A 14,348-nucleotide genomic window follows, 5' to 3' on the forward strand; every position below is an offset into this window, starting at 1 on the left:
TTTCCTAGTGGTCTCATTGATGAAAACTAATTGTTAACCGAAACTCAAATTCAGTATTTACTTCAATTAGTCGAGATATTTCTCAGATAATAATGAGTTTGAGATATTCCGTCTAATGAATTATTATCAAGCCAGATATGACCAGGGATACTATCTAATAATTGGACATTGTATGAGTGATACTGAAAAGAAACTTTCCAGATTGGATTTAAATTTATTAATACCATTAAGTGTTTTACTCAAAGAGCGAAACATCAGTAGAGCAGCTGAGCAGCTTTGCATATCTCAATCGGGGATGAGTAAAACACTGCATAGACTTAGAGATCTATTTGACGATCCCCTATTCTACCGAACCAACAGAGGTGTTATTCCTACCGTAAGAGCGAAAGAATTGGAACTGTTGCTCCCTGGTGTTATTGACGCTCTTGAAAACATAATGAAAAGCACAAGTTTTGATCCAAAGACGAGTAATAAAAATTTTAATATTTCTGTACCTTCAATATTAAGTCACGCAATTACATTGCCGCTAATTAATCAATTGGTAAACCAAGCGCCTAATATACGTATCAATGAACAACAAATAGTACTTAATCCATTTTCATTACTCGAATCTGGTGATCTTGATTTCGTTGTGCACTTTGAAAAGCCAAATGACGATAATTTTGAAGTTATTCATTTAAAACAAGTTAGTCCAATAATATATGCTAAGAATGATCACCCATTATTTTCCCAGCAGGTTACGCTGCAAGACTGTTTAGAATACAAGTTTGTTGAGTTCTTGATAAAATCAGGGGATAAAGTAAAGGCCGAAAACCCATTAAATAAATTACTGTTTGGCAAAGAAAATGTAAAAACGACCATAGTAACAAGCAGTCAAATGCACATTTTAATTGAGGTTATGAACAGCTCAGACTATTTGTTTATTGGCTCAAATTTGCTGATGTTTTCAAATCCGATGAGCCAACAAATAAAACCAGTTTATAATTTTGATAATGCTGAACAAAAATATTTTGATCTGTATTTAATTTCGCACAACAGAATTGCCAGCAGTGAAGCTCATCAATGGCTAAAGCAGTTGTTTTTAACTAAGAACTTAAATTAACTCTGATATGTGTTTAGTTATATTGAAACACCAATCCACAATAAAAAATATGTAGCGTTTGCACTAAGCACTCTGCTGAATACCGATCAATAGCTCCTTGTCTTCATTATTAAGATAAGGATAAATTAAATTTAATATTTGATTTACTCCCTGTTTAATGAATAAGTGCTCATCGGAGCCTTTCACATCCTTTATAAGACCATTTCTAACACTTGCAGCAATATAACTAGGCCACTGAGTAAACAACAAATGCATGTTATTACCCAAGCTAATAATTTCTTGTTCATCAGCGTTCACTATATGTTGTTTTTGTAAATGCTGACAAAATGTATCTATTGCTGTTTTTGTCGTTTGCATTGCTTTAGCAAATAACCTTCTTAGCTCAGGGTATTTGTTTAAGATATAGCTTGATTCGCAAAATATGAATCGGTACTTGTCCATTAATTGAAAGCCTAATGTTAACTTCAACCACATAGATTGATTAGTTGAAATAGCTTCCGACTCAGATTTAAAAAATGTAACAAAATCCGTGGTAAAACATCTTAATAATTCTGCAATTATTTCTGATTTACTCTTAAAGTGATAATAAAGGTTGCCTGGACTGATATCCATAATATCCGCAATATGGTTTGTAGATATTTGGCCAACACCTTCATCTGCAAAAGCATCCAAACTAGCAATTAAAATTTTATCTTTAGTTTTCAATTTATTATTCCTTGGCAGTAAGGTTACAAATACACGTATTTGCAACCTTACTTGCGAGCTCGATAACGAGATTAACTGGCTTTTTCAAACTCAATTACACTGGTTACTTCTTCGATATATTTACTATTTGTATGATCATGCTCGCGATTTTTTACTACCTTTTTATTAATCAGGCAGGTTAACGCAGGGATCATTACCAAGGCACCAAACATGTTCCAAATAAACATAAAGGTAAGCAATATGCCCATGTCAGCTTGAAACTTAATTGGTGAAAAGAACCAAGTACCAACACCAATACCTAACGTAATACCTGTAAATGCAACAGCTTTACCAGTAGTTTTAAGCGTATTGAAATAAGCATCTCTTAACGTCTTTCCTTCATCTAAATAAGTTAAAAGTTTGGTATAGATATAAATACCATAATCAACCCCTATTCCTACACCTAATGCGATTACAGGTAACGTTGCTACTTTAACCCCAATGCCAATTTGTGCCATCAATGCCTGACACAACAACGAGGTAATTGCTAAAGGTATAATGATACATAGAACTGTTCGAATTGAGCGGAACGTAACTAAACATAGAAAGCCAACTACACCATAAACCCAGAACAGCATTTTATATTGTGACTCTTCTATTACGATATTTGTTGCTGCTTCAATACCGGAATTACCGGCAGCAAGTTTAAATATCAATTCATCACGATTAAATTCAGCTGCAAATTCTTCTACGGCTTCAACCACAGTAGTTAACGTTTGAGCTTTATGATCATTTAGATAAACAAACAGCGGCACCAAAGAACAATCAGAATTAAAGCTTTCAGGTGTACGAATTGATGCTTGGTCCAATAACACCTGATTTCGATTTAGCGCATACCATTTGATATTGCCTTCGTTGTTACCAGACATAATTCGTTTAGTTTTATCAACCAAAGATGTGGTTGACTGAACCCCTGGTAATTTATTTAAACGCGATTGCAATTGATCAATTGCATCAAGGGCAAGGTAATTTGCACATTGATCTTGTGGGGTTTTAACCATTACAACGAAGATATCTGTACTTGTTCTGTAGTTTTCAGTAATAAAAGCATTATCTAAGTTATACCTTGAATCAGGGCGCAGCTCAGGTGCTCCCGAGTCTAGATCGCCCGTTTGTAAATCTTGGCTTAAAAATACACCAAAGCATGAAACTACTACGGTTAAATATATAATGACCTTGGCTCGTTTAGGTGCGGTAAAACTGGCAAGGAAATTCCAAACTCGATGTTTGCCATGTTCTTCTGCATGTATTTGTTTTTGCACAGACTTAGCACTTACGCCAGCGTAAGACATTAATATTGGCAGTAACACCAAATTTGATAATATGATCACTGCTACACCTAAACTTGCGGCAATAGCTAGATCTTGAATCACTTCAATTTCAATCACCATTAGAGTAGCAAAACCAACGCCATCACTTATCAAGGCGATAAGCCCTGGTAAGTACAAGGCCTTGAATGCAAGACGTGCAGCTTTATTCTTATCTGCACCATTTGAACTTTCATGGGCAATGGCATTAATAATTTGAACGCCATGACTAACAGCAATAGCAAATACTAAAAAAGGCACTAACATTGAGTAAGGGTCTAAATCAAAACCAAGAGTTTTAAGTAAACCTAATTGCCAAATAACCGCGATTACCGAACAAACTAAAGGTATTAATGCACTGCGTAAACAAGATGAATACAAGTACAACAGTACGAAAGTGATCAACAAAGCTGCAGCAAAGAACACTGCAATTTGAGCTAAACCATCAATTAAATCGCCAACAACTTTGGCAAACCCCGTGATATGAATTTTTATTGTGTCGGTTTGATATTTATCGCGAATTAAAGTTTCCAAGCGTTGTGAAAATACCTGATAATCAATCGCTAATCCTGTTTCAGGATCTTTTTCCAATAGTGGCGCATAAATTACCGCCGATTTTAGATTGTTCGCTACCAATGCACCTATTTGGCCCGATTTTTCTACATTTTTACGAAGTTGTAACAGCGACTGTTCCGAGCCATTATAATCAGAGCCGACTACCGGACCACCAGAAAACCCGTCTTCAGTTACTTCCATCCAACGAACACCTGATGCCCAAATAGATTTAAGCGCTGATCGATCAACCCCAGGAATATAGAATACTTCATCATGTATTTTGCTTAATACTTGCTGATATTCCTTGTTAAAGATATCACCTTGCGTGTTTTCTACAGAAATTCTAATGGCATTTCCAAGGCCGTTTAAGTCAGCCTTATGCTCTAGAAAATTTCCTATATACTCATGATCTTTAGGGATCATTTTTTCAAAACTTGCACTTGGCTTAATTTCACTCGCCTGAATAATAAAAAATACAGTCAGGGCGGCAAATATAATTAAATGTAACGGCCTAAAATTAAAAAAGAATGCTTCAAGAGTATTCTCTAAGCGGTTTTGTTTATTGGTTAATTTATCTTTATTCATGAAATTATCCCCTTAGCCTTTACTTACTTGATTTATAGTTTGAATACCGCCAATACCGCTGATAATTAGACGAGAAGGCTTCCCGTTGATTGCAGTTTCAGTAATCACTGAGCTAATTGGTAATTTATACTGACTTGTGTGGCTTTTAATCACCTGGCCTTTGTTATCGATATGCAAGATGGCACCACCAGCACCGACTAAAACAAACTGGTTCTCATTTATGGTATGTCCGCCATAAAGACTTGATTCAACGGAAGTGTTTATTTTTTCCCAGTCAATGCCTTTATCATAAGAAATATAAGCATTACCGCGTAAGCCAAAGGCAATTAAGGTTTTATCAGAATGACCGACAATGCCAAAGAATGAACCTTCGTACGGGCTTTCTAGTGACTGCCATGTTTGGCCTTTATCAATAGAACGAAATAAGGTTCCGGCTTCAGCAGCAATATATAAGTCATCACCAATTTGCTCTATTGCATTTAAATGAAAACCGTCAAAGTTATTTAGCTTCTCAGTCCATGGAGTCCAACTTTTACCAGCATCAACGGTACGTAAAATTAAGCCGAATGCCCCTACAACAAAGCCTTCGTTTTTATTTTGAAACCAAACATCTAGAAATGGACGACTCGCGCCTTCATCGCTAAACGCATAAGCATCATCAACAAAAAACTGCCAATTTTCTAACGCTTCATTTAGCTCATCTAATTCGTCATCCCCTGCAACTTCAATGGCTTTGAGAGTACTTTCAAGTAACTTTTCGCCGTGATTAATCATCATTTTATTAACCGCTATACCGTCAAGTAACTTTTGCCATTGTTCTCCGCCATCAGTAGTTGATAAGACAACGCCGTCATGTCCGACAGCCCAGCCATGTAAATCATCAATAAAAAACGTTGAAGTCAAGGTAACTCGTACAGGAACTTGTGCCTGTAACCATTCGTTACTACCTGCATTCTGGTAAACAATATGACCTCTTTCACCCACCGCTATTAACTTTGATTCAGTTTTACTGATGTCCATCAATAAGCTATGTTCGGCGTTGTCAGACATTTGTGAGCTATCTTCCAATGCATCACTTTGTGCATACACAATAGTGGTAAAAAAAATCCCTGCACAAGCAAATATAAAGTGTACGAATGGGTCTCGTACACGTTTACTAAGCATAATATTTTGTAGATACTTCATAAGTTTTTTCTCAATTTCTTTATACTGATTTGTTAATAAATAATTTAGCCACTTATTAAAGCGGCTAAATTTCAGACTGAATTGATAACTATCAGTTATACGGCCTTCATACGGTGTTTCTGGTTATGTTTAACCGTCAACGAATACAACAAGCGGTTTTGTCTTGACCGCTTACTTTGTATTTTGTTTATTTTTCTATTAATGCGTTTCATTAAGTAACGCTTGACCGAATTGTTCGTCAATTAAGTTGGCATAACGAGCATCGGCAGCTTCTAATAATTTTTCGTAACTATTTTTGATGCATTCAATGTAAAATTTGATGTCAGGTATCATTGAAGGGCACGAAACAACATTTACCACCATGCTGCCGTTGTAACTCATTACACCATGCAGTAAACCTACGCCATCACTAACAGGACCAATTCCAGCCATATTAATCAAACGTGCACCTAGCATATTTAATTCTTCTTTAGGACCCGGTACATTGGTAACTACCGTATTGCCTAATTTTGAAACCATTTTATTAGCCGAAGAGCTACTTACAATTTTGTTCATATAGCTTAAGTACGCTGCAGGCAGGTTTTTGGCAAGTTCTGACACATTACGAGAACCTAATTTAAGCTGTTGATCTTTTGCATTACAGGTAAATTTAATTACTTCAACTAGACGCTCCATCGGATCGGCAATTTCTACTGGCAGTGACAACGACATCATTGATATTTCATTACCAGCAGCACCAACTTCGCCTTCAGAGCGAACATTTATTGGAGCCATAGCTCTCATTGCAAATTCTGGTAATTCATTTTTGCTTTCTAGGTATTCCCTTAAACCACCGGCGATAACAGTTAACAGCGCATCATTCAGCGAACACGAAGGCAATAGCTTACGTACACGATTAAGTGGCTCAATAGCCAATGGTGTATAACCCCACACACGTTTTGGCGTAACATTACCGGCAAAACGAGTTTGTGCTACGGGCTCACTGGATTGATTCAAATTGTCGAAAAAGTAGTTAATGGCATTAACGCTTAATCTTGGAGCAACCTTTAGTAAAGGATTTACCAGTTGAATTGATTGTTTAAGGTTATTAGCAAATACTCGAGATGCCATACCTAGTAATCCACCTGATAGTAAACTGCTGTTTGAAGCGAGTTTTACTGGTGCTCCGATTTTAATTTGGCCATGAAGTTTTGCGGTTAAATTCATTAAGGTCATGCCATCAGCAACAGCATGGTGAATTTTAAGTGCGATTAAAAAACAGTCTTTAGGTAGGGTTTTAATATTTATACCACTGATCACCATCGCATCCCAAAGTGGTTTGGAAGTATCTAATGTTCTTTCTTGATATTGCGTAATGGCATTAGATAAATCTTTAATGCTTGAGCTGTCTTTTAATACATAATGGGTAACGTGATTATTTACGTCATAGTTTTTATCTTCAACCAAATAAGGGTTGTCTAGATCTAAGGGGGTACGATGTAATTTACCGCAAAGAACGGGGATGCTTCGTACACATTGATCAATATGTTCTAATAATGCTTCTATGTTAAACGTGCCATTAGCTAACCCACTCGGGTCATAAAAATATAAAGGAGTGATCCCCATTGAGTTGTCCGGTGTTTCCATATCTAAAAAAATACGGTCGATACTGTGTAATTGGCGAGGCATGTTCATTTTCTCTTGTTCTTAAAGGAGGATTAATGCAAGCCGTAAAGTAGAATCCGGCTTGCATGTTTAACGGGGAGTTAGATTAACGCTTGCTAAGTTTACGAACCTGACCTGGTGTGAAAAACTTATCTTTTTCACCTTGGTAAAATTTTACAGGAACATAATCAAGTTCATTAAACGCGTAATTGCCATTTTGAAAGTCTGTGTGCCAAGTTGCACGAACGGCAGTTAATGGAACGTCATAAGCATTCAAGAAGTTTGCAAAACCTGCGCGCCATAAGTTTCCACGACCATCATATATATCAGTAGACGCAATCATCCAAGTATCTTCATCAATGTAGAAGGTACGTTTTGCATATACATGGCGTTTGTCTTCTTTCAATGTTGCTTCAACTACCCATACTCGGTGTAATTCCCAACGAGCAAACTCAGGGTTTGGATGATATGGAGTAGCAATTTGTTTTACTGCATCATCGCCTTTCTCAGCTTCAACAAAAAGAGCATTATTGTTGTACGAGATGTACATTTCCTGTTTGCCTTTTAATTCCCAGTTGTAACGTTCTGTTGAACCATTAAACATGAATGAATCATCAAACGTAGCTTGTCCGGCAAACTGTGTATTAGGCGTATCAAAGGCAATAGTTGGTGCGCGACGAACTCGACGTTGACCAGGAATATACTGCCATGCTTGACGAGGGTCTTCTGCAGCATTTACAGGATCTCGAACCAAAATAACTTCACCTTTACGGCGTACAGGTAAGCTGTATTGAACTAAAATTTGTTGGATGTTGCCGTTATAATCTTCAACACTGCTTTCTGGATTGTAATATGGAAAGCTTTCCCAAATTTCACCTTGACCAAGCGTGCTGCTACCGTTGCCATATACAGTTAAGTTTTTGTATTTCTTATTACTGCCCTGTCCGGTCCAACGTAAAGAATGGTTCCAAATTGCTTCGTGACCATTTTTAGGTACAGGAAAAGGATAACCACCAAAGGCATTTGCTACGCCATCACCACCGGCGGTAGTTTCAGCGTTTAGAGCATTAGACTTTGTTTTATCATAAACCCACTGTGGTGCGGCTGCCGTACGATGTGTAGCATAAATTGGCATTTTAAACGTGTCTGGGTGCTTAGCAAATAACTGCTTTTGTCCAGCACTTAGTTTCGCTTCATATTGCTTGTAATTACTGGCATCAATAGTAAATAATGGTTTTTCATCAGCAAATGGGTCGATACGAGTTGTACCTTCCCCTTTGTAAGCTTCAGGTGCAGTTGTCATGCCCCCAGTCCACTCTGGAATGCTGCCATCAGCATTGGCTGCACGCTCGGCGCCAACAGGCGTTAGCTCACTACCTAATTTAGCCGCATCTGCTGCGCTTATTTTAGACACTGCACTCGTTGTATATAGTGCGCAAGTTGTCGCAATTAACGCGACTACTGTTTTATTAAATTTCATAATCTTTCCTTTTTAAATTGATACTGTTGACTTGTATTGCGAGTCAACAGAATCAATTAAGTTAATTTTTAGAATTAAATCAGGCTTAAAAACTGTACTTTACGTACATTGAAATGTTGTCACGGTCAGCAAATTGATGAGCTAACTCTAATGATTTACCGTCATCTACAATTTCTTCAGGGTCGGTTAGAAACGCTGCGTATTTAATACCAAACTGGTAAACACCTTGGTAGGTAAAATCAGCGCCAACACCTACGTTCATCACGCCTTCAGTGAATGTAAACGGAACAGAAGACGTTCCATCAAAATCATGCTTAATCGACACACTTAACTTGGCATCAACAGCAGGTAGTACTGAAAAGTAATCAGCCGTAACTTTCATGAAGTAACCAGCGCCACTTACATCGTTATCTAATGCTGATTTTTTATCATTAACATCAACGCCTAAAGCCATAGCTGGGATTTTTCCTAGCGTTTCTGTTTCAAATGTTGAGTCAATATCTACAACTTCGTTGTAACCAACTTCACCTAGGAAAGTGATGCTGTCAGCAAAAGCGTTCGAAGCAAAAATATGAGCCCATGAAATTTGTGCTTGAACCGTTTGCGCTGGAGCAAACACATAAGCACCAGGTACATTCAACTGTACAGGTTGTCCATCACGATAAGTGATTTCACCACTCACGTTGGTGTCACCAATTACGGTACCAAAGCTTGCCCCGTACAAATCAATATCTTCAAAAGATTTAAGCAGTAACGGACCTGTTGGAGCTAATAGTTCGAAGGTTGGTAATGTGTCGTCATAATTCAATACATAGACACCATATTCTGTACCTTCATCCGTTAAATAACGTAAAGCTACACCGTAAGAACCACCGTCCGGCTCTTCTGATCTATCTACATCAATAGCAGGAACTAATCCAACGCCAGGAACTGGAACAACCAACTTACCGTCGTCTGCACCTTCACCTACAATATCAACACCAAAGAATGTACCGGGAGCATCTATACGGGTACGTTCCCAGTCATATTGGTAGTAAGCACCAAAAGCAATGTTCTCAGTCAAACCAGTCTCAAGATACACTTGACCAACAGGCATAAATATTTCTTTTAGTTCTACACCGGGAATATTTGTTTTAGATGCATCAATTGGTCCTTGAGCTAATGAAACGCCACCGTTTAGCGCTAAACTTTCGCCCCAACTAACAACTTGATGGCCGATGCGTAAACTGGCATCTTGTTCACCAATGCTGAAGTTGCTGTATACAAATGCATCAAGAATTTCAACTCGACTTTTGTGATAATCTTCAATGCCATCATTGTTATCGAACGTTGAACAATCATCTCGGTTACAGCTTGGATTAACTGTTGAAGCGGTATCACCAGAATAAGCATCGTCATACCAACCACGGGCACGAACAAAAACACCGCCAGAAAATGAATCATTATCAAAGGCAATATCTAAATCGCTAGAAAATGAAAGACGATTTTGCGTCATATCATTTTTATCGAAAGCCAAGTTACCATCTTCACCATTGAATGCTAATAAACCATTAGCAGCTGGATCTAATAAGGTTTTATCCTGTTTTTCCATGCGCCATTGTGCGGCATAGCTTATTTGTGTATCAAGATCGATACTTACGCCATTATCAAGATCAAAATTAGCCGCTTGAACTTGGCCAGAACTAGCAACTAAAGCGCCAATTAGCACAGTTTTTATTGCCGTAGTTAACGACTTAGGTTTAAAAACTTTTTGATTGTGCAAATGTACTTCATTAATCATTTACGTCTCCCTAGGTTTGAATAAACTCTGTTTATTTTTTCTTTTATTGTTGTTGATTTAGATCCTACCTAGGCTGTTAATGGTTTGTTATGACCATTTAGAACCTTAAAATAATCAAATGGGGTACTTAAATACGGCATAGAACAAAACCGCACCAATTAATGATCAAATAATGCCTGCAGGCACTGTGTTTGTTACATTTATGTAAATAATAATAATGAGTTTGTTAACAACAAAATTGCAGAAAAACAGGACGTTAGATGTAAAAAATGGAACTAGAATTTTATAGAGGGAGAAGCTCTTAATTTATAATTTAAACGTTATTAATAAATTTAAGTGACAGGAAAGTTCAGACAGGAAAATTCAAACAGTTAAGTTCAGACAGTAAACCCGATGCTGTCAAAAAAACGTTCCATATCATCCAAGTATAATTGTTGGCCAAGATGCAACACATGATTACCATGAAACCAATGTATATCTGGTCTTTGCCAATGATCCCATAATATTCTAGCCTGATTAGGAGGCGCACAACGATCTCCGGCTCCGGCTATTATCATTAAACGATTTTTAGGGATTACCGGCTTATAGGTTAGCGGACTATGAACCGCAATGGTATGGCGCATTTGCTGTAGCGTTGTACCGCTTAACCTCAATGACTTTTTTAACATTTTATTTGCAGGATTCCATAGCATAAACAAGTCAGCGATACATGAAACGGGCACATTAGGAATAGCAAATGCAAGCCTGTCTTCAACACAAGCTAAAAGCGCAGTAGTATAACCACCAAGGCTTATGCCCGTTACTCCATATTGATCAGCGCCCTGCTGCTCTAGGTAGTTAATAAATGTTCTAAAGTCGAAAATTGCATGTAACACCGTTTCATTCAACCAAGCTAAACCACCAGAAAAGTATGCACTACCACTATGCGGTGATTTATCGGATTGACGTGGGCCATGATGAGGTAATGTATAGAATAAAATATCGTAGCCTTTATTAAAAAAGTCTTTCATTTTTAGCATACTGCTGTTGATATTATATGAGTCAACCATAAAGCCATGGATGAAACAAATCGTTGGCCGTGCCTCGTTCTTATCATGACGCCAGTATTGGGCTTGAGCGATAAAGTTTTCTTGATTATCTAGATAGCGCTGACAAATTTCAGGATTTATGGGTTCGTAAACGCTTTTAAACGACAATTTAGTGCAAATTGCTGTTAAGGGAGCGTTATGACCTGCACTCACTTGCTTTTCACTCACATTAACAACAGGAGGTGTTACAAAGACTTGTTTTGCATCATGTAAGTCTGCCAGTTCTCGGTATATATCGCCTTCACTAATATCTTTATACATTTGTGTTTTATTAAACGTTGTTGGCAATGTTCGAGTTGCCAGCAATGTGGCCGCCAATGATCTGGCACCAATATCTAAAAATGCTGTGGCGTCGACGATATTTTTGGTTTTCTTATCCAGTATTAAATGATCTGAAAAGTAATTGAAATTAACACTAAGGTTATTCCACCAAGGCTGTTCGGGCATAATTGAAGGTTGCGTTGCATGAACACTTCGAGAGATACGTGGGTTTTTTAATATTTTTGTGCTCATACAATTAACGTCCGTTTATCAACTAATTAAATAAAGGCTATAACTCAATTTAGAGAAAATTTTCTACGGGCATTAAGGCGTTATTCATCATTTTTGCTATGCCACGATATTCAAACGGTTGCCACTGCCCTTCGGCTTGAGATAATCGGTCGGCTAAAATATTAAAAATCATCGGGTTATGAGTCATACCTGCATGGCTACCGAATACTTGAATATTCTCAGTTTGCTCATGTTCAAGTGGATCAATTGCAATTTTCCAATGCACCGCACCATCTGCTTTTGAATATATCGCTGTAGTAGGCACTGGAGGTGTACGATTCCAGTAATCTAAACTTTCATCATCGACTATATCGATGAAATTAGACGACACAACAGCTTTACCGAGTAGTTCAATAATAGGAGAAGTCCCCTGAAATACTCGATTTACGCCAATTGGGCTACCTAAACTAACAACAGTTCGAATATGATCACTTACTTGATGCGCGACATAACGTGCAAACAATCCACCTAAACTCCAGCCAACTAAAGACACTTTTTCACCATAGGTTTCAGATAAGCTTTTAACTCTTTGCGCGAGTCTTTTTTCTATCCCTGCCATAGGACCAACATTACGGCCCATATTTAAACCGTGGACTTTATAGTTTCTTGACGTTAAAAATTGTCTTAACAAGTAGGTTTCTGAATCACTTACCGTAAATCCGGGAATTACGATCACCGGATGTCCATCGCCTTTTGGTAAATTAAGCAAGTAAGGGCTTGATAAGCCAAGGTTAATCGTTTCAGTCAATGCTCTAGGGACTTCTGTCAGGGTTTGGAAATAACTAGGGGTCGAATCTGCGGCAAAGACATTAAATAGTTTTTTATACATAATTATAAACCTGAGTTAAAAATATCAAAAAGTTCGTTAAAGCTTGCGTCAATGCATTCGCTGTAAAATGATGGGTCGGGTAACATCTCACGACATGAAGTAAACGCTAAGTTAACTTTATCATCGGTATAACTCATCATATGGATTAAGCCTAGACCATTGGTAATTTGTGGAAGTCCCGAAAAATACACCATAGGTGCTTTAAAAAAACTCATAGACTCGTGATTAGAACCCATGTCGATTAAAGCGGTATTAGCTAATGGATTACTTGCGGCTTTTGTTGTTTGTATATTGTGTAAGACATCATTAGCCTTTGACATTTTCTGAAAACCTGACAAATGCTCAGACAATGGTGTTGATTCAATATTTTCTTCAGCAGTAGTATCAAACATTGCCACGCTTTCTAATCGAGCTTTGGTATTTTCTGTAGAAGTAAATAAGTCATGAACGTAATAGCTTAGATGTAAGTCAGTTGATTGCTGCTCTTTTTCAATACGAGGCATCAATATTTTCAAACTGTGATTAGTCAGTTCTTTTTTGTCTTGTAAATAAAGTTTTAACGCACCACCGATGATAGTAACGAGCAAATCTTTAGTTGAAAATTGCGGATATTTATCTTTTAAACGTTGAAATTTATCCTGACTAAATGAGCAACTATCCCAGACCCTGAAACTTGAAATGTCTGTATTAAAACGTGTATACGGGACGTTGTTTTTGCAAAACACTGCATTGGAGAAAAATTTAACATTAGGTAGGATCGCTGAAACTAGACCTCTGGTTAACTCGACCGATGTATTTATAGGCTCAGCTAATGGACGGATCATTCGATCAATATTCATTTTTAGCAGAGAATTTAACGGCGCCAGTACACTCACCGGTTCGACCGTTCTGTTGATTTCTGCTCTTACGTCATCTTCGTTTAACGCATCATGTATTGCCCATATCAGACCTTGCTTTTCACTTGCACTCATAAGCTCATGATGAATTTTACATACTAAGGCGAAGTGACCAGAGCCAGGAAAAGGAACATCATTTAATCCCTCTATAACATTTATTTCCCACAAAGGTCGTGTTTCATCAATAGGACGAGCATGCATTCTGGCTACTAAAATACAAAACTGTCTCCAATCACCTGGCTGAGGTAACGCAACATGTCGTATATGAAATTCAGGATCAAATGTGTCATCGACTAGCCAATCTTTTGAGCCAAATGGGATCAGCGAATTACTTTGAACTTGATGGTACTTTGGATAAAGTCTTAATCTAGCGCTAATGCGGTTTAAGATTTGCTTAAATCGAACAGGACCAGCTTTTAAGTCCTGTTGATCATAAATAGTTACGAAGGTATCTACTCGATTGTTTTCGGAATCTAAATTAAGTAGAGGTAAATCAGATAAATTAACAAGTGCCATATTTATTCCTTAAAGATGAAAATTGCAAGAGCGACACCATCGTTAAAGTCATAAATGAATTACGGATAATTAGTTGAAAATTTTC

10 protein-coding genes are annotated in these 14,348 nt (G+C 37.5%); 1 reads left to right on the top strand and 9 read right to left on the bottom strand.

Going from position 1 to position 14,348, the window contains the following annotated elements; genetic code table 11:
- Positions 1 to 172: 172 nt before the first annotated feature.
- Positions 173 to 1,102, top strand: a complete 930-nt coding sequence (locus RI845_RS09870; protein WP_348386011.1) for a LysR family transcriptional regulator — start codon at positions 173 to 175, stop codon at positions 1,100 to 1,102.
- A gap of 63 nt (positions 1,103 to 1,165) precedes the next feature.
- On the opposite strand, the gene RI845_RS09875 is transcribed toward RI845_RS09870, so the two are convergent.
- From RI845_RS09875 to RI845_RS09915, 9 genes are all read right to left on the bottom strand, one after another.
- Complete coding sequence (locus tag RI845_RS09875; protein WP_348386012.1) at positions 1,166 to 1,807, bottom strand: TetR/AcrR family transcriptional regulator; 642 nt, start codon at positions 1,805 to 1,807, stop codon at positions 1,166 to 1,168.
- A gap of 71 nt (positions 1,808 to 1,878) precedes the next feature.
- Entirely contained in the window at positions 1,879 to 4,293 is a 2,415-nt protein-coding gene (locus RI845_RS09880; protein ID WP_348386013.1) for an efflux RND transporter permease subunit, read from the bottom strand.
- A gap of 12 nt (positions 4,294 to 4,305) precedes the next feature.
- Positions 4,306 to 5,478, bottom strand: coding sequence for a WD40/YVTN/BNR-like repeat-containing protein (locus RI845_RS09885; RefSeq protein WP_348386014.1), 1,173 nt, complete (start codon positions 5,476 to 5,478; stop codon positions 4,306 to 4,308).
- Positions 5,479 to 5,676: 198 nt separating this feature from the next.
- Positions 5,677 to 7,146, bottom strand: a complete 1,470-nt coding sequence (locus RI845_RS09890) for a WS/DGAT domain-containing protein (RefSeq protein WP_348386015.1) — start codon at positions 7,144 to 7,146, stop codon at positions 5,677 to 5,679.
- An 82-nt stretch (positions 7,147 to 7,228) separates the two neighbouring features.
- Positions 7,229 to 8,602 carry a DUF1329 domain-containing protein gene (locus tag RI845_RS09895; protein ID WP_348386016.1) on the bottom strand — a complete coding sequence of 458 codons (1,374 nt, stop codon included), beginning with the start codon at positions 8,600 to 8,602 and terminating at the stop codon, positions 7,229 to 7,231.
- Between the two features lie 85 nt (positions 8,603 to 8,687).
- Entirely contained in the window at positions 8,688 to 10,382 is a 1,695-nt protein-coding gene (locus RI845_RS09900; protein ID WP_348386017.1) for a DUF1302 domain-containing protein, read from the bottom strand.
- A gap of 377 nt (positions 10,383 to 10,759) precedes the next feature.
- Positions 10,760 to 11,983, bottom strand: a complete 1,224-nt coding sequence (locus RI845_RS09905) for an alpha/beta hydrolase family protein (protein WP_348386018.1) — start codon at positions 11,981 to 11,983, stop codon at positions 10,760 to 10,762.
- 49 nt (positions 11,984 to 12,032) lie between these two features.
- Positions 12,033 to 12,851: an alpha/beta fold hydrolase gene (locus tag RI845_RS09910; RefSeq protein ID WP_348386019.1), complete on the bottom strand. Its 819-nt coding sequence runs from the start codon at positions 12,849 to 12,851 to the stop codon at positions 12,033 to 12,035.
- Between the two features lie 2 nt (positions 12,852 to 12,853).
- Positions 12,854 to 14,263, bottom strand: a complete 1,410-nt coding sequence (locus RI845_RS09915; protein WP_348386020.1) for a wax ester/triacylglycerol synthase domain-containing protein — start codon at positions 14,261 to 14,263, stop codon at positions 12,854 to 12,856.
- Positions 14,264 to 14,348: the final 85 nt, after the last annotated feature.

Source organism: Thalassotalea nanhaiensis, assembly GCF_031583575.1.
Taxonomy (GTDB): Bacteria; Pseudomonadota; Gammaproteobacteria; order Enterobacterales; family Alteromonadaceae; genus Thalassotalea_A; species Thalassotalea_A nanhaiensis.

Bases quoted from the DNA above. Each gene is read 5' to 3' on its own strand.
- RI845_RS09870 (WP_348386011.1), top strand. From the start codon at position 173: ATGAGTGATACTGAAAAGAAACTTTCCAGATTGGATTTAAATTTATTA.
- RI845_RS09880 (WP_348386013.1), bottom strand. From the start codon at position 4,293: ATGAATAAAGATAAATTAACCAATAAACAAAACCGCTTAGAGAATACT.
- RI845_RS09885 (WP_348386014.1), bottom strand. From the start codon at position 5,478: ATGAAGTATCTACAAAATATTATGCTTAGTAAACGTGTACGAGACCCA.
- RI845_RS09890 (WP_348386015.1), bottom strand. From the start codon at position 7,146: ATGCCTCGCCAATTACACAGTATCGACCGTATTTTTTTAGATATGGAA.
- RI845_RS09895 (WP_348386016.1), bottom strand. From the start codon at position 8,602: ATGAAATTTAATAAAACAGTAGTCGCGTTAATTGCGACAACTTGCGCA.
- RI845_RS09900 (WP_348386017.1), bottom strand. From the start codon at position 10,382: ATGATTAATGAAGTACATTTGCACAATCAAAAAGTTTTTAAACCTAAG.
- RI845_RS09905 (WP_348386018.1), bottom strand. From the start codon at position 11,983: ATGAGCACAAAAATATTAAAAAACCCACGTATCTCTCGAAGTGTTCAT.
- RI845_RS09910 (WP_348386019.1), bottom strand. From the start codon at position 12,851: ATGTATAAAAAACTATTTAATGTCTTTGCCGCAGATTCGACCCCTAGT.
- RI845_RS09915 (WP_348386020.1), bottom strand. From the start codon at position 14,263: ATGGCACTTGTTAATTTATCTGATTTACCTCTACTTAATTTAGATTCC.